Here is a 16,321-nt window from a genome sequence, read left to right on the forward strand (position 1 = left end):
GGCGCGGAACGTCCCGCCGCGACCCGGTACGGCTCGGCCCGCCCCCGAGAGCACGACCGCCCCGAACCCGCGCACCGACCGGCCGGCGTGGTCCGGCACACCGAGACCGTGCACGTCACCACCCGACACACCGTGGTGGACGGTGGGCCGCCGGAGACCGCCGCCCGGTACGGCGGCGGGTACGCCGGCCAGTGGACCCCGCCGGCGCAGGAGTGGACCCGGGGTGGTGGCGCGGACGAGCGCCCCCGTCCGGCCGACCGCCCGCGCGGCGAGGCGGAGGACCGCCCCTGGTCCGGGTACGCCGACGACCGGGGCCGCGCCGGCTCCGGTTGGAGCGCCGACCGGGAGGGGGCGGACGTCGCCGCCGAGCCCGGGCGGAGGGCTCGTCGTGACGAGCCGGAGTGGACCGCTCCCCGCGACGCGTACGCCCCACCCGACGAGCCCTCCTGGGGTTCCCGACCGCAGCGCGACGAGCGCGGATGGTCGGAGCAACGCGAGCCGGACCGGGGCAGCGCGGCCGCACCACAGGCCGGGCCGCCGCTGCGGGCCGACGACACCGGCGAGTTCTGGTCCCAGCTGCGCGCCGGTGACCGGTGGGCGGCGGTCCGCGACGACGAGAACGGCCGTGAGCTGCACGTCGGGGAACGCCGGGCCGAGGTGCACGCCGACGCCGCCGGCACCGAGTACCGGATGGCCGACCGCTGGGCCTCCGTCCGACACGACGAGCCGCGCCGTCACGAGGACGCGGGCCGCTACGAGGACGCCAGCCGCTACGAGGACGCCGGCCGGTACGACGAGCGCGACCCGTACCACCGGGACGAGCCGGCCCGGCGGCGCGACCACGACGGCGGCTGGCGGGACGAGCGGGGCGAACCGCCGGGCCGGCCGGCGCTGCCCGTGGGCGGCGTGCCGGTGCCCGACGAGTGGCGCCCGCCACGCCAGCGGGGCTACCAGGCGGAGCCGGAGCGGATCGGGCGGCGACGGGTCGACGAGCGGTACGGCTACCCGCCGCAGGACGACGTGCCGCGCGCCGGCGGCACCCCGCCCGGCGACCGCTGGAGCTGACCGCTCAGGCGGCCCGCGTCACTTGTCGATGTCGCCGACCACGAAGAACATCGAGCCGAGGATGGCGATCAGATCCGGCACGAGGCAGCCGGGCAGCAGGGTGGCCAGCGCCTGCACGTTGGCGTACGAGGCGGTGCGCAGCTTCAACCGCCACGGCGTCTTCTCGCCCCGCGACACCAGGTAGTAGCCGTTGATGCCGAGCGGGTTCTCCGTCCAGGCGTACGTGTGCCCCTCCGGTGCCTTCAACACCTTCGGCAGCCGGGTATTGATCGGCCCGGTGAGGCGGTCCACCCGGTCCAGGCACTGCTCGGCGAGGTCCAGCGAGGCGTACACCTGATCCAGCAGCACCTCGAAGCGGGCGTGGCAGTCCCCGGCGGTGCGGGTGACCACCGGCACGTCCAGCTCGTCGTACGCCAGGTACGGGTCGTCGCGGCGCAGATCCAGGTCGAGCCCGGACGCCCGAGCCACCGGCCCGGACGCGCCGAACGCGGCGGCGTCCGCCGCGGAGAGCACGCCCACGCCCACGGTGCGGGCCAGGAAGATCTCGTTGCGCCGGATCAGGTGGTCCAGGTCGGGCAGTCGCCGACGTACCTCACCGATCGCCGCCCGCGCCCGCCCGGTCCAGCCCGACGGCACCTCCTCCTTCAGGCCACCCACCCGGTTGAACATGTAGTGGATCCGCCCGCCGGAAACCTCCTCCATCACCGCCTGGATCGTCTCCCGTTCCCGGAAGGCGTAGAACACCGGCGTGATCGCGCCGATCTCCAGCGGGTAGGAGCCGAGGAACATCAGGTGGTTGAGCACCCGGTTCAGCTCCGCGAGGGCCATCCGCAGCCAGGTCGCCCGCTCCGGCACCTCCATGCCCATCAGGCGTTCCACCGCGAGCACCACACCCAGCTCGTTGGAGAACGCCGACAACCAGTCGTGCCGGTTGGCCAGCACGATGATCTGCCGGTAGTCGCGTACCTCGAAGAGCTTCTCGGCGCCCCGGTGCATGTAGCCGATGATCGGTTCACAGGCGACCACCCGTTCGCCGTCGAGCACCAGCTTCAGCCGCAGCACACCGTGCGTGGAGGGGTGCTGCGGGCCGATGTTCAACACCATGTCGGTGCCGAGCTGCTGATCGCCGGTGCCGGCGACCAGGCCGGCCCCGGTGCCGACGGTCAGTTCACGGAGGTCCCCGGCGTCGGTGGTCATGCCCGTCATCGTGCCACGGCCGCATCCAGCCCGATGCCGACCGGCTGGCGCAGCCACCAGTGCCCGCCGAGCCCGGCCGGGTCGGTCAGCTCGGCCACCGCCGACGCGGCGGCCAGCGCCCGCACGTAGCCGGCCGGGTCGGTGCCGGCCAGGCTCAGCGGCGGTCGGCCGCCGTCGGCCCCGAGCGCCCGCAGCGCCTCCCGCTGCGAGACCAGGGAGTACGCACACCGGGCGACCGCCGCACCGGCGGAGGCGACCGAATCCATGGCCACGTGTGCGGTCACGTCACTGGACCCGTCCGGCACCGCAGGCACCTGCCGCCCACCCCGATACCCGGCCAACGTCCCGTCGAACGGCCGATCCTCCCGCAGATGCCCGTAGTCGACGGCGACCGCCAGCCCTCGGCTGATCTGTCGCACCGCGTTGGCCCAGGCCGCATCTCTGCTTCGGCCGATCTCGGCTCGTCGGTGGTCACTGCTGGGGGTTGCCCGGAAACCCGGCTCGTTCTCGCTGGTCGCGTCCGTCCAGGTCAACCCGAACCCCGGGCCGCTGTCCACGCTGGCCGGGCTCGCGGGACTGGGCCACCACGTCGTCAGCCAGTCGAGGTCGTCGGGGCTGACCGGCTCGCCGATCGTCTCCACGCCGCTGTCGGGGTCGACCAGCACATATCGCCAGCCCTCGGTGGTGTGCGCCGCCACGTCCAACGGCACGTTGTCCAACCACTCGGTCGCCAGCAACAGCCCGTTGATCTCGTTGGGGATCTCGGCGGTCCAGTTGATCTCTGCCGGCAGGTTCTCGGGGCGGTTCGCGTACTCGACTGCTGTGAAGCGGACCCGTTCCGCGAGCGACGGGCGGACGGCGACGGGCGACGGATCGGTCCGCAAGGAGCGGGCGGAGGCCGTGGGAGTCAGGGTTTCCGGGGAGCCCGCCCGCGGGGGGATCAAGCCTGACCGCCCGGAGCGGGCGGGCTCCCCGGTAACCCCCACCGCAAGCCCGACGAGAGCCTGCAGCAGCTCCCCCCGCCCCGCGCCCACGTCAACGACATCGAGGCGGGCAGGGTGGCCGAGGGCCGAGTCCACCTGTTCGAGAAGGCGCAGCAGTGCGGTGGCGAAGGCTGGGGATGCGTGCACGCTGGTCCGGAAGTGGTCGGCCGGCCCGGTGCCGGCGACGAAGAAGCCGCCCGGCCCGTACAGCGCGTGACTCATCGCGTCCCGCCACAGGATCGGCATCAGTTCACTCCAGGTAGGTGTGTCACCGTGCCGACCCTACGGTCCGGGCTGCCGTTCGTGGCTCATGCCCGGAATAGTGCCCTTCGTCCAGGTCGGCGATCAGGCCGGGGTGGGTGGGGATCCAGCCCGACAGCTCGCGTGTGATGGCGGACGACGTCGGATTGTCGATCTGCGCGAATGATCCGAGGAAGCCGAAGTAGTCGATTGGCCTCGTCGGAGCTGATGCTTCGGACCGGGATGTCGAGGTTGCGGGCATCCACCCCAGGGCCGTTGACGAAACGTAGCGCCCGGCACCACGGTCTTGACGAAACCCGAGGTAGCGTCAGTGGCGGCAGGCCCGCCGGTTGTAGCGGTCGGCGGGCCGCCCCAGACCGCTACCTGGGAGCCCGACCATGCCCGCGCGCATCCGAACTGTCGTCGACCCACGATTCCCTGTCGAACTCGCCCGCTTCCGCACTGCCCGCGGCCTGTCCCTGCGCGACCTGGCCGCCCTCGCCCACTGCGGGAAGTCGTACCTCGGCGACCTGGAGAGCGGACGCACCCGACCCACCTGCGAGGCCGCCACCCACCTGGACGACCTGTTGGGCGCGGGCGGTGTCCTCGCCGCCATGGTCGTGGACGCCCCGCCGGTGACCACTCCCGACGACGATCAGCGGCTCGCGCACGTCATCGCCCACCCCAACCGTCTCGACGGTGAGAGCGTGCGCCTGCTCGCCGACGTCCTGGCCGCGCAACGGCGACTCGACGACGCCCTGCCCGCGCCGATGATGCTGCCGTGGTCGGTGCCGCAGTGGCGCACCGCGCACGACCTCGCCGTCAACGCCCGAGGTGCCCACGCCGACGCTCTGCGTGAGGTGGCCGCCGAGTGGACCCAGTTCGTGGGCTGGCTGCACGCCGAAGCCCGCAACGACACGGAGGCGGTCCGCGTGCTGGCCGAGGCCACCGAAGAGGCAGACGCGCTCGACTCCGGCCTGCTGGCGGCGCAGGCGTTGAACTTCCGGGGCTACCTGGAGCGCCAGCGCGGCAACCCGCGCGGCATCGTCCGCTACTTCCTGGCCGCCTTCCACACGCCGGGCGCGTCGCCGTTGCAGCGGGTGGGGGACGCAATCCAGGCCGCCCACGGGTACGCGCTGCTGGGCGACCGGACGACCGCCGTCCGGCTGCTCGGCGAGGCGAGCGACCTCACCGAGTCTGCCGAGGATGCGGAACCGCCGGGCGCCGCCTACTGGCTGTCGCCCACGTTCAGCCGGATGGGCCTCGGGTTGGCGTACCTGGCGCTCGGCGATCGAACCGCCGCCGACAACCTGCGGGCCGGCCTGGCCGGGCTGCCGGCGGACCAGCGGGACGCGGAGTGGACGCACGAGTACCGGCGCGCCCTGGTGTCCGCCACCGGCTGATCCTGTCCGCCACCTTGTTCCCGGACAGCCTCATCGTTCCGACCTGGACTAACGCTTCGTAGCGTCCTGTTCACGGGACGGCGGTGGCGAACATCCGAACCCGACGCGATGTGTGCGACCGTCGCCGCCGTCCCGCCAAGAGGCGGGGGGCGTCCGCGCCAACGACGACCGGGCGCCCTCCAGCCATCCGACGTCAGGGGGACGCGCGATGATGGCCGAGGTACCAACAACCGTACGGGCGGCGCGGGCAGTACAAGCCGAACGATCCGTGGCGGCACTCGACGACCGGATGGGTGGCGAGCACCTACCCCGACGTCCGCAGTGGGACTGCCTGGCGTGCGGGCGTGAGTGGCCGTGCGACCCGGCGAGAGTGCGCCTGGCCGAGGCGTATGGGGACAGCCGGATCAACCTCGCCATGTACGTGGGGTCGCTGCTGTTCGTGGCCACCGCCGAACTCTCCGACGCGGACCCGGCCGAACTGCACGAGCGGTTCATTGCCTGGACGCGGTAACCCGCCGCTGTGGGCACCATCCACAAGGGCGACGAGGGTTCCACCACTGCGACCAGTCGCACCGCTGGTCTGGCGGTCCGGCGGACGATGCCGGGCAGAAAGCCTGGCAGGCGGCGCTCAAGGCGCACATGGAAGACCACCGGCGCGGCAAGGACGTGAGAACGCCGGCCACCCCGAGCAAGGCCCTACCGTGACCGCGGACCACGGCGTGCATCGCTCCGGCAGCAACCGCAAGCACTCCAGGCGCTACCGGTGGTGCAAGGGCTCGGGAAAGCGGTGGCACATTGGGCGGCGGATCTGGAACCGAATGCGGCAGAAGCACCGCGAGGCGCACTGAGTAGCCCGGTGTCAGCCAGCCGACATACGGGTCGATCGCGCTCGGCGGAGACGACACGATCCAGGCCATGGCTGACATAAAGAACTCCGACAACGCCGCGGTCTGGCTCGGCTATAGGCCGAGAAGCACACGAGTGACCACGAGAAGCGCCTCGCCCTCGCACAGATGGCCACGGCGTACGCCACTCTCGTTCACCCTGCCCGACGGCACCGCCTGGTCGCCGTGCACCGATCCGGGTGACGGCCCGCAGGTGGAGGGGACCGTGGTGGACCCTGTTCCAGGGGCCCCTGGTCGCGGCCGGGAACGGCGACGAGGGGCCCTTGGGCGGTGGTGAAGGTTTTCACACATGCTTGTCCCGGTTCGGCGGGCCGGGCGCATACTTGCGATCGACCGGTACCCCTTCTCGAGGACTGGATCGTCGTCATGAGCGCACCGTTGCGCCCGCGTCCGGCCGCCCCACCGGGGCCTGCCGCATCGTGGGATCGCGCCGTTCCCGGCGCCCGCGCCACCTCCCGTCTGCTCACCGTCGGTGTCGTCGGCTCCGGCCGGGTCGGGGCTGTGCTGGGTGCCGCGCTCGCCGCCGCCGGGCATCACGTGGCCGCCGTCACCGGTGACTCCGGGGCCAGCCGTGCCCGCCTCGCCCTGCTGCTGCCCGAGGTGCCCCGCCGTCCGGCCGCCGCCGTCGCCCACGCCGCCGAGCTGCTGCTGATCGCCGTGCCGGACGACGCGCTGGCCGGGGTGGTCGCCGACCTCGCCGAGCGGGGCGCGTTGCACCCGGGTCAGGTGGTCGCGCACACCTCCGGCGCGCATGGTCTGGCCGTCCTGGCACCGGCCGCCGCGGTCGGCGCCCGGCCGCTCGCCCTGCACCCCGCCATGACCTTCACCGGTACGCCGGACGACCTGGCCCGGCTCGACGGCATCTCGTACGGGGTGACCGCCCCGGCGGAGCTGCGCGCGCTGGCCGCCCGGCTGGTCGCCGACCTCGGTGGCGTGCCCGAGTGGGTGGCCGAGACGGACCGTCCGCTGTATCACGCGGCGCTGGCGCACGGGGCGAACCATCTGGTGACCCTGGTGAACGAGGCGACCGATCGGCTGCGGGACGCCGGGGTGGCCCGGCCGGAGAAGGTGCTGGCTCCGCTGCTGCGGGCCGCCCTGGAGAACGCGCTGCGCCTCGGCGACGACGCGCTGACCGGCCCGGTGTCCCGTGGCGACGCGGGCACCGTGCAGCGGCATCTGGCCCGGCTGGCGGCCACCGCCCCGGAATCCGTTCCCGCGTATCTGGCGTTGGCCCGTCGTACCGCCGATCGGGCGATCGCGGCCGGTCGGCTGCGGCCGGTGGACGCGCAGTCGCTGCTCGGCGTGCTGGCCGACGGTTCTCGGGAGGTGGCCACATGACGCTGCTGGTGCACACGCGCGCCGAGTTGGCCGAGGCCCGGGCCGGGCTGAAGGGCACGGTCGGCGTGGTGATGACCATGGGTGCCCTGCACTCCGGGCACGAGACGTTGCTGCGCGCGGCCCGGGAACAGGCCGACCACGTGCTGGTGACGATCTTCGTGAACCCGTTGCAGTTCGGGCCGAACGAGGACTTCGACCGCTATCCCCGGACTCTCGACGCGGACCTGGAGGTGTGCCGCCGGGCCGGTGCGGACGTGGTCTTCGCCCCGTCGGTCACCGATATGTACCCCGACGGTCAGCCCCGGGTGCGCCTCGACCCGGGTCCGCTCGGCGCGGAGTTGGAGGGCACGAGCCGCCCGGGCTTCTTCCACGGTGTGCTCACCGTGGTGCTGAAGCTGCTCCAGCTCACCCGGCCGGATCTGACGTTCTTCGGCGAGAAGGACTATCAGCAGCTCACCCTGGTCCGGCGGATGACCCGGGACCTGGACGTGCCGGTCGAGGTGGTCGGCGTGCCGACGGTCCGGGAACCGGACGGGTTGGCGCTGTCCAGCCGCAACCGCTACCTGAGCGAGTCGGAGCGGGCGGCGGCGCTGAGCCTGTCCGCCGCGCTGCGGGCCGGCGCCCAGGCCGCCGACGAGGGCCGGGACGCGGGTGCGGTGCTGACCGCCGCGCACGCCGCGTTCGGCGCGGGTACGCCCGGCGCCCGCCTCGACTACCTGGTGCTCACCGATCCGGAGCTGGAGCCGGGGCCGGTGTCCGGGCCGGCCCGGCTGGTGATCGCCGCGTGGGTCGGCGCCACCCGTCTGATCGACAACGCGGGGATCCACCTCGCGCCCCGCCCCTGACCCGGCTGCTCACCACCTCCACCATTCCCGCGAAAGGCCACCCCGATGCTGCGGACCATGCTCAAGTCGAAGATCCACCGGGCCACGGTGACCCAGGCCGACCTGCACTACGTGGGTTCGGTGACGGTGGACGAGGATCTGCTCGACGCCGCCGATCTGCTCCCCGGCGAGCAGGTCGCGATCGTGGACATCACCAACGGCGCCCGCCTGGAGACGTACGTGATCCCGGGTGCGCGGGGCAGCGGCGTGATCGGCATCAACGGTGCCGCCGCGCACCTGGTGCACCCCGGTGACCTGGTCATCCTGATCTCGTACGGGCAGCTGGACGACGCCGAGGCCCGGTCGTACCGGCCGCGGGTGGTGCACGTGGACGCCGACAACCGGGTGATCGAGCTGGGCACGGACCCGGCCGCGGTGGCCCCCGGCACGGCCGGTGACCCGGTGCCCAGCCCGTTGGCCGTGTCCGCTGTGTGATCCCGCGCGACGCGATTCCGGTCTGTCACCGGAAGGTCATGTGCGGTTACCCTTGGGTACTGGCGTAAGCCGGTCGGTGGCTGGGGGAGGCCGCGATGCGCCGTGCCATGACGACCCTGTTCGCCGCCGCCGTGACGGCGGTGTTGCTGGTCGGCTGCGCCGGTTCCGGCGGCCTGGACGGTGACCTGACCGACGACTGGGCCGCGCTGGCGGCCCCGTCGGCGTTCACACCGGCCGCCGGTGTGTGTCACACCGCCGATTTCACCGACGTGGTCACCCTGGCCAGCTACGAGCCGGTGGACTGCGCGGGTCCGCATCGGCTGGAGACCGTGCACGTGGGGGCGTTCCCGGCCGAGCGGGCGACCGCGCCGGCGGGTGGCTCCGCCGAGCTGCGGGGAGCGTTCGCCGAGTGCGACACCCGGGCCTCCGGGTACGTGGGGGACGACTGGCGGGCCGGGCGACTACGGCTGTCCGTGGCGCTGCCCTCCGGGCCGGGCTGGGTGGCCGGCTCCCGCTGGTTCCGGTGCGATCTCACCGAGCTGACCACGGTCGAGGCGGCGGCGACCGTGGTGGTCCGCTCGGGCAGCCTGCGGGACGCGTTGAAGGGGGCTGCCTCCGGTCTGCGGCTGGGCTGCCAGCAGACCCGCGGTGCGGCCGGGCGGGTGCAGACGCTGGTCCCGGTGGAGTGCGGCAGGCAGCACGACGCCGAGTTCGTCGGGGTGTGGCGGGCACCGGACACGGCGTACCCGACGCGGGACGCCGACTGGGCTCCGCTCTACTCGGGCTGTCGGAGCGTCCTCGGCCGCTACGCGGGCGTACCGGACGACGCCGAGCTGCGGTTCCGTAGCGGCGTGGTGGTCCGTCCGCCGGGTGCGGGGCGGTGGCGGGTCGGTGACCGGGGCGTCCGCTGCTACCTGTGGCTCAGCGACCGTACGGTGACCGCCTCGCTGAAGGGCGCGGGCCCGGCGGGTCTGCCGGTGCGGACGAAGTGACCACGGCCTGAGGGCGCGCCCGGGACGGGGTAGCCCATACCACTCGTCCCGCCCCCGCCGCCCCCGGCGAGGATCGTTCGGGTTGACTGGGGGGATGGACCTTCCGACCGTCGACCTGCCGGCCCTGCCCTCGTTGCTGGCCGCGCCCGAGCCCGGCTGGGTGGAGACCACCGACGTGATCGTGGTGGGGTCCGGGGTGGCCGGACTGACCGCGGCGCTGCATCTGCGGGAGGCGGGTCTGCACGTCACGGTGGTCACCAAGGTCAACATTGATGACGGCTCCACCCGTTGGGCGCAGGGCGGCATCGCCGCGGTGCTCGACCCGGCGGACACTCCGGCGGCGCACGCCCGGGACACCGAGGTCGCCGGGGTGGGGCTCTGCGACCCGGCGGCCGTGCGGATGCTGGTCGAGGAGGGTCCGACCCGACTGCGGGAGCTGATGCGGATCGGTGCCGAGTTCGACCGCCATCCGGACGGCTCGCTGATGCTGACCCGGGAGGGCGGGCACCGGGCGGACCGGATCGTGCACGCCGGTGGGGACGCCACCGGGGCCGAGGTGCAGCGGGCCCTGCATGCGGCGGTGCAGCGCGACCCGTGGATCCGGCTGGTCGAGCACGCCCTGGTGCTGGATCTGCTGCGGGCGCCCGGTGACGGCCCGGACGGGCTCGGCCCGGCCTGTGGGATCACCCTGCACGTGCTCGGCGAGGGCAGCGAGGACGGTGTCGGCGCGCTGCTGGCCCGTGCGGTGGTGCTGGCCACCGGCGGGATGGGGCAGGTCTTCGCGGCCACCACCAATCCGGCGGTCTCCACCGGCGACGGGGTGGCCCTGGCGATGCGGGCCGGCGCGGCGGTGACCGACGTGGAGTTCGTCCAGTTCCACCCGACCGCCCTGATCACCCCGTCCGGCGCGGGCCTGCCCGGCGCCGGGCACGCGCAGCAGCCGCTGGTCTCCGAGGCGCTGCGCGGCGAGGGCGCGTACCTGGTGGACGCGGACGGCAGGCGTTTCATGGTGGGTCAGCACGAGTTGGCCGAGCTGGCGCCCCGGGACGTGGTGGCCAAGGGCATCCACCGGGTGCTGCTGGCCACCGGCGCGGACCACGTCTTCCTCGACGCCCGGCACCTGGGCGGTGACTTCCTGGCCGCGCGGTTCCCGACCATCGTGGCGTCCTGCCTGGCGATCGGCGTCGACCCGGCGACCGATCTGATCCCGGTGGCTCCGGCCGCGCACTACGCCTCCGGTGGCGTCCGGACCGATCTGCGCGGCCGTACCTCCATCCCCGGCCTGTACGCGTGCGGTGAGGTGGCCTGCACGGGTGTGCACGGCGCGAACCGGCTGGCCAGCAACTCGCTGCTGGAGGGTCTGGTCTTCTCCCGCCGGATCGCCGAGGACATCGCGGCGGGCCTGCCCGAGCAGGCGCAGCCGGCGGACACCGGCGCCTGGCGTGGCGGCGCGGGTTGGGTGCTGCCGGCCGAGGCGACGCCGACCCTGCAACAGGCGATGACCCGGGGGGCCGGGGTGCTGCGTTCGGCCGCGACGCTGGCCGGCACGGCCGGGACGCTGACCGAGCTGGGCGCTGCCCGGGGCCGGCCACGCACCGCCGACTGGGAGGCGACCAACCTGCTGACCGTGGCGTCCACGCTGGTGGCCGCCGCGTACGCGCGCGGCGAGACCCGGGGGTGCCACTGGCGGGAGGACTTCCCGACGGCCGACGAGCGGTGGCTGGGCCACCTCGTCGGGGCGGTCGGGGCGCAGGGCCGGATGACGCAGCACTGGGAGGGGAACAACTCATGACGGAGTCGACGCGAGCGGCGTTGCGGGCGGCCGGACTGGACCCGGAGCAGGTGCGGCGGGTGATCGAGACCGCGCTGGTCGAGGATCTGGGGCCGGATTTTCTGGACGTCACGAGCGTCGCCACGATTCCCGCGGAGCAGATTGACACCGGCGACCTGGTGGCCCGCGCCGACGGGGTGCTGGCCGGCACGGCCGTGGCCGCCGCCGTGTTCGAGCTGGTGGGCGAGGTGACCGGCTCTGGTCGTACCGTCGAGGTGTCGGTGCTGGCCCGCGACGGCGCGCGGGTGGCCCGCGGCGACGTGCTGGCGACGGTGACCGGCCCGACCCGGTTGTTGCTCACCGCCGAGCGGACGGCGCTCAACCTGCTCTGCCGGATGTCCGGGGTGGCGACCCACACCCGGGCTTGGGCGGACGCGCTGGCCGGCACGAAGGCGATGGTGCTGGACACCCGCAAGACGACGCCGGGCCTGCGGGCGTTGGAGAAGTACGCGGTGCGGGCCGGCGGTGGCACCAACAAGCGGATGGGCCTCTACGACGTGGCCATGATCAAGGACAACCACAAGCTGGCGGCCGGGGGCATCACGGCGGCGTACCGGCGGGTCCGGGAGGCGTTTCCGGAGGTGCCGGTGCAGGTCGAGGTGACCACGGTCGACGAGGCGGTGGAGGCGGTGGAGGCCGGCGCGGACTTCCTGCTCTGCGACAACATGACGCCCGAGGTGCTGGCGCAGGCGGTCGCCGCGGTGGGTGACCGGGCGGAGCTGGAGGCGACCGGTGGGCTGACCCTGGAGGTGGCGGGCCGGTACGCGGCGACCGGCGTCGACTTCCTCTCGGTGGGTGCGTTGACCCACTCGTCGCCGATCCTGGACATCGCGCTGGACCTGCGCACGGAGTAGTTGTCTAGGCTGCGTGCGTGCTGCTCTGCATCGACATCGGAAACACCAACACCGTGCTGGCGACCTTCGACGGCGACAAGCTGGTGCACTCCTGGCGGATCAAGACCGATGCCCGTTCGACGGCGGACGAGCTGGGTCTGATGTTCCGGGGTCTGCTCGCCGGGGACAACGTCGAGATCACCGGTGTCGCCGCGTGCTCCACGGTGCCCGCCGCGCTGCGGTCGCTGCGGACCATGCTCGGCCGCTACTACGCCGACCTGCCGAGCGTGATCGTCGAGCCGGGCGTGCGGACCGGAGTGCAGTTGGCGATCGACAACCCGAAGGAGGTGGGCGCCGACCGGGTGGTGAACACCCTGGCCGCGTACACCCTCTACGGCGGGCCGTCGATCGTCGTGGACTTCGGCACCACCACCAACTTCGACGTGATCAGCGGGCGGGGCGAGTTCCTCGGCGGCGCGTTCGCCCCGGGCATCGAGATCTCCTTCGACGCGTTGGCCGCGCGGGCCGCCCAGCTGCGCAAGGTCGAGGCCACCAAGCCGCGCTCGGTGATCGGTAAGAACACCGTCGAGTGCCTGCAGTCCGGCCTGTACTTCGGCTTCGCCGGGCAGGTGGACCGGATCGTCGAGCGGATGACCGAGGAGTTGGGTGAGGTGCGGGCGGTGATCGCCACCGGCGGCCTCGCCTCCCTGGTGATCAACGAGTGCCGCAGCATCACCCACCACGAGCCGATGATCACGCTGATCGGCCTGCGGATGGTCTACGAGCGCAATCTGTGACGGTTCAGCGCCGCCGGGCGCGCAGCACCAGCGTCCGGTACGGCAGCTCGACGGTCTCCCGGCCGGCCAGGTCGGGGTGGGTGGCCAGGAGGTCGGTCAGCTCCCGCTCGACCCGCTGCCGATCGGTGTCCGAGGCGGTGAGCCAGTAGGAACGGGTCCTGATCATGCCGCCTACCTCGTCCGGGGTGAGGGTCGTGCGGTGCGTGAACTCGCGCCCCTCGATCGCGCCGAACGCCGGACCGAAGTCCGCGTACTTCACGATGACGTTGCCCGACTTGTCGTCGAGGTGGGCGATCCGGCCCAGCTCCGCCACCCAGTCCACGCTGTCGTCCCGGATGTTCCAGATGGGGGCGAAGGTGCCGCCGGGGCGGAGCACCCGGGCGATCTCGGTGTGCGCGGGTTCCCGGTCGAACCAGTGGTACGCCGTGCCGGCCAGCACCGCGTCCGCCGCCGCGTCGGGCAGCGGCACGGCCTCGGCGCTGCCCGCCAGCGCCGTCGTGCCCGGGGTGCTGTGGGCGAGCTGCGCCCGCATCGCCGGATCCGGCTCGACGGGTACGACCTGATGGCCCAGCGCCTGCACGGCGCGGGTCAGGATGCCGGTGCCCGCGGCCAGGTCGACGACCTGACCGTTGCTCAGCCCGTCGACCGCCCAACGGACCGCAGCCTCGGGATAACGTGGTCGAAACCGGTCGTAATCGCTCGCGGCGGCGCCGAACGAGAGGGCATGAGTGTGATCGACCATGACGGGCAGGTTATCCGGTAACAGCCGCCGGAGCGCTTGAGTACGCTCGGGCCTGACCCCCTGTATCTCCCGTGACGAGGAAGCGTGCCGTGAGCGAGCAGAATGCCGTGCCAGTGGACCCCGCCGACGACCTTCCCGAGCAGATGAAGGTCCGCCGGGAGAAGCGGGACCGGATGCTCGCCGAGGGCGTCGAGCCCTACCCGGTGGGTTTCTCCCGCACGACCACCCTGGCCGAGATCCGGGAGCGCTACGCGGAGCTGCCCACCGACACCGCCACCGGCGACCAGGTCTCGGTCACCGGCCGGGTGATCTTCGTACGCAACACCGGCAAGCTCTGCTTCGCGACCCTGCGCGACGGTGACGGCACCGAGCTGCAGGCGATGCTCTCGCTGGACCGGGTCGGCCCGGAGCGCCTGGAGGCGTGGAAGCGCCTCGTCGACCTCGGTGACCACGTCGGCGTCACCGGTGAGGTGATCACCAGCCGTCGGGGTGAGCTGTCGGTGCTGGCGCAGCAGTGGGAGATGACCGCGAAGGCCCTGCGGCCGCTGCCGGTGGCGCACAAGCCGCTCTCCGAGGAGGCGCGGGTCCGTCAGCGCTACGTCGACCTGATCGTCCGGCCCCAGGCCCGACAGATGGTGCGTACCCGGGCGGCGGCGGTCCGCAGCCTGCGTGATTCGCTGCACGGGCAGGGCTTCGTCGAGGTGGAAACGCCGATGTTGCAACTCCTGCACGGCGGCGCCGCCGCTCGACCGTTCGTGACCCACAGCAATGCGTTGAACACCGATCTGTATCTGCGAATCGCGCCGGAACTGTTTCTCAAGCGCGCCGTGGTCGGCGGCGTCGACCGAGTCTTCGAGATCAACCGCAACTTCCGTAATGAGGGTGTCGACTCTTCGCACTCGCCCGAGTTCGCCATGCTGGAGACGTACCAGGCGTACGGCGACTACGACACGATCGGCGAGCTGACCCGTAATCTCGTGCAACAGGCGGCGATCGCGGTCAGCGGTTCGACGGTGGTGACCCACGCCGACGGCCGGGAGTTCGACCTGGGCGGCGAGTGGCGATCGGTCACGCTGTTCGGGGTCCTTTCCGAGGCGCTCGGCGAGGAGGTCACGGTCCGCACCGAACGTTCCCGCCTGGTCGAGTACGCGGACAAGGTGGGATTGGCCGTGGACCCGAAGTGGGGCCCCGGCAAGCTGGCCGAGGAACTGTTCGAGGAACTCGTCGTCCCCGGCCTGCAGGCGCCCACCTTCGTCCGCGACTACCCGGAGGAGACCAGCCCGCTCACCCGGGGGCACCGCAGCGAGCCGGGGCTGGCCGAGAAGTGGGACCTCTACGTGCTCGGTTTCGAGCTGGGCACCGGGTACTCCGAGCTGGTCGACCCCGTGGTGCAGCGGGAACGGCTGGTGGCCCAGGCGCAGCTCGCCGCCCGCGGCGACGACGAGGCGATGCGTCTCGACGAGGACTTTCTCCGGGCGATGGAGTACGGAATGCCGCCGGCCGGGGGTATGGGAATGGGAATCGACCGGCTCTTGATGGCCCTGACCGGGCTCGGAATTCGGGAAACGATCCTCTTCCCGTTGGTCCGCCCCGAGTAGTCGCGGCCGGCTCCCACCGAGTCGTAACCGCATCCTATTGACGGGGCGCGCGGCGCGGGGGTTATTGTGCTCTCGTTAGCAGGAGTGCCCTGCTCGAAAGGAATGTGGGACGTGGCCAAGCAGATCATTCACAAGCTGGTCGATGACCTGGACGGTGGGGATGCGGACGAGACCGTCAAGTTCGCGCTCGACGGCGTTCAGTACGAGATCGACCTGTCGAGTTCCAACGCCGCTAAATTGCGGGAGGCTTTTGCCTCGTACGTGGGCGCCGGCACGAAGGTGGGCCGGGGTGGCGTCGTGATCGGTGGGCGGGCCGCCCGTGGCCGTGGCGGCGCGACCGCCGACCGCGAGCAGAACAAGGCGATCCGCGAGTGGGCCAAGAAGGCCGGCAAGGACATCTCGGACCGGGGCCGCATCCCCCAGGAGATCGTCGACGAGTTCCACGCGAAGCGCTGAGCCGTCAACAGAGTGGTGGCCAGGTGCCACCGAAGGCGACACCGACGCCGGACCGGAGCATTCCTCCGGGCCGGCGTCGCCGTATCCGGGCTGCGCTCGACGGGTCCGCGGAGCCGGGAAGGTTCCGGCCCGGACCGGCGTTGTCCACAGGCAGTGGAGTAGCTGTCCACAGCCTGTGGACAACCGTCCCCCAGGTTTGCGCGCGGTGCCCGTACGGCGGCGAACCGCCCTTCCGGAGGCTTCCGAAGCCCGGAGAGGGCCTCCACCGCCCCAGTCGGATTTCGCTCTGCGCGTAGCGACAGGGGTACCGGAACACCTCCTGAGCGCGGACGGTTGTGCAAAACGACGTGGAACCGACCCACGCCGGAGACACACGACCTCAGCTGAGTCGGTCAGCGACGATAGAGTAAGGAGGCACGGACGTCCGTCCCGGACGTTCGTGCACCGGCCCCGCCAAGATCTTGACCATCAAGGCGCACGGCACGTGAGGAGCACGAGGGCATGTTCGAGCGGTTCACCGACCGAGCGCGACGGGTTGTCGTCCTGGCCCAAGAAGAGGCCCGGATGCTCAACCACAACTACATCGGTACGGAACACATCCTGCTGGGCCTGATCCACGAAG

15 protein-coding genes and 1 pseudogene are annotated in these 16,321 nt (G+C 72.3%); 13 read left to right on the forward strand and 3 right to left on the reverse strand.

The features are described from left to right. Window positions 1-1,065: pseudogene (locus tag F8271_RS32535) on the forward strand (hypothetical protein); the annotation flags it as partial. 18 nt (window positions 1,066-1,083) lie between these two features. Here F8271_RS32535 and F8271_RS22770 read toward each other — a convergent pair. Together F8271_RS22770 and F8271_RS22775 are read right to left on the reverse strand one after the other, a co-directional pair. Further along, window positions 1,084-2,271 (reverse strand): NADH-quinone oxidoreductase subunit D, encoded by a 1,188-nt coding sequence (locus tag F8271_RS22770; RefSeq protein ID WP_192580411.1) that lies wholly within the window; start codon window positions 2,269-2,271, stop codon window positions 1,084-1,086. Further along, window positions 2,268-3,491, reverse strand: coding sequence for an SAM-dependent methyltransferase (locus F8271_RS22775; protein WP_151491860.1), 1,224 nt, complete (start codon window positions 3,489-3,491; stop codon window positions 2,268-2,270). The genes F8271_RS22770 and F8271_RS22775 overlap by 4 nt, the downstream gene beginning before the upstream one ends. Before the next feature lie 392 nt (window positions 3,492-3,883). On the opposite strand from F8271_RS22775, the gene F8271_RS22785 reads away from it, so the two are divergent. The 9 genes from F8271_RS22785 to F8271_RS22830 all read left to right on the forward strand — a co-directional run bounded on the left by F8271_RS22785 (window position 3,884) and on the right by F8271_RS22830 (window position 12,903). Further along, window positions 3,884-4,888 (forward strand): helix-turn-helix transcriptional regulator, encoded by a 1,005-nt coding sequence (locus F8271_RS22785; RefSeq protein WP_151491861.1) that lies wholly within the window; start codon window positions 3,884-3,886, stop codon window positions 4,886-4,888. Between the two features lie 268 nt (window positions 4,889-5,156). Next, window positions 5,157-5,399 (forward strand): flavin reductase, encoded by a 243-nt coding sequence (locus F8271_RS22790; RefSeq protein WP_225854700.1) that lies wholly within the window; start codon window positions 5,157-5,159, stop codon window positions 5,397-5,399. Between the two features lie 760 nt (window positions 5,400-6,159). After that, on the forward strand, window positions 6,160-7,131 hold the full coding sequence (locus F8271_RS22800; RefSeq protein ID WP_225854701.1) for a Rossmann-like and DUF2520 domain-containing protein: 972 nt from the start codon (window positions 6,160-6,162) through the stop codon (window positions 7,129-7,131). Beyond that, a complete protein-coding gene (gene panC, locus F8271_RS22805) occupies window positions 7,128-7,976 on the forward strand; it encodes a pantoate--beta-alanine ligase (protein ID WP_151491863.1) in 849 nt (282 codons plus the stop codon). Before F8271_RS22800 ends, panC begins: the two co-directional genes overlap by 4 nt. A gap of 45 nt (window positions 7,977-8,021) precedes the next feature. Further along, window positions 8,022-8,450, forward strand: coding sequence for an aspartate 1-decarboxylase (gene panD, locus F8271_RS22810; RefSeq protein ID WP_151491864.1), 429 nt, complete (start codon window positions 8,022-8,024; stop codon window positions 8,448-8,450). Between the two features lie 95 nt (window positions 8,451-8,545). Next, window positions 8,546-9,442: a septum formation family protein gene (locus F8271_RS22815; RefSeq protein ID WP_151491865.1), complete on the forward strand. Its 897-nt coding sequence runs from the start codon at window positions 8,546-8,548 to the stop codon at window positions 9,440-9,442. Window positions 9,443-9,536: 94 nt separating this feature from the next. Further along, window positions 9,537-11,234, forward strand: coding sequence for an L-aspartate oxidase (locus F8271_RS22820; protein WP_151491866.1), 1,698 nt, complete (start codon window positions 9,537-9,539; stop codon window positions 11,232-11,234). Continuing rightward, window positions 11,231-12,127, forward strand: a complete 897-nt coding sequence (gene nadC, locus F8271_RS22825; protein WP_151491867.1) for a carboxylating nicotinate-nucleotide diphosphorylase — start codon at window positions 11,231-11,233, stop codon at window positions 12,125-12,127. The genes F8271_RS22820 and nadC overlap by 4 nt, the downstream gene beginning before the upstream one ends. Window positions 12,128-12,144: 17 nt before the next feature. Next, window positions 12,145-12,903, forward strand: coding sequence for a type III pantothenate kinase (locus F8271_RS22830; RefSeq protein ID WP_151491868.1), 759 nt, complete (start codon window positions 12,145-12,147; stop codon window positions 12,901-12,903). A gap of 4 nt (window positions 12,904-12,907) precedes the next feature. Here the strand turns inward: F8271_RS22830 and F8271_RS22835 are convergent, their stop codons facing one another. Continuing rightward, window positions 12,908-13,645, reverse strand: coding sequence for a class I SAM-dependent methyltransferase (locus tag F8271_RS22835; protein WP_151491869.1), 738 nt, complete (start codon window positions 13,643-13,645; stop codon window positions 12,908-12,910). Between the two features lie 89 nt (window positions 13,646-13,734). On the opposite strand from F8271_RS22835, the gene lysS reads away from it, so the two are divergent. The 3 genes from lysS to F8271_RS34230 form a co-directional block, all read left to right on the forward strand. Further along, on the forward strand, window positions 13,735-15,243 hold the full coding sequence (gene lysS, locus F8271_RS22840; RefSeq protein ID WP_151491870.1) for a lysine--tRNA ligase: 1,509 nt from the start codon (window positions 13,735-13,737) through the stop codon (window positions 15,241-15,243). A 111-nt stretch (window positions 15,244-15,354) separates the two neighbouring features. Then, entirely contained in the window at window positions 15,355-15,699 is a 345-nt protein-coding gene (locus tag F8271_RS22845; RefSeq protein ID WP_151491871.1) for an Lsr2 family protein, read from the forward strand. 501 nt (window positions 15,700-16,200) lie between these two features. Then, window positions 16,201-16,321 (forward strand): Clp protease N-terminal domain-containing protein (locus F8271_RS34230; protein ID WP_151491872.1); only part of this gene is annotated, 121 nt, incomplete at its 3' end.

Origin of the sequence: Micromonospora sp. ALFpr18c, assembly GCF_008868155.1 — a bacterium.
GTDB lineage: Bacteria > Actinomycetota > Actinomycetes > Mycobacteriales > Micromonosporaceae > Micromonospora.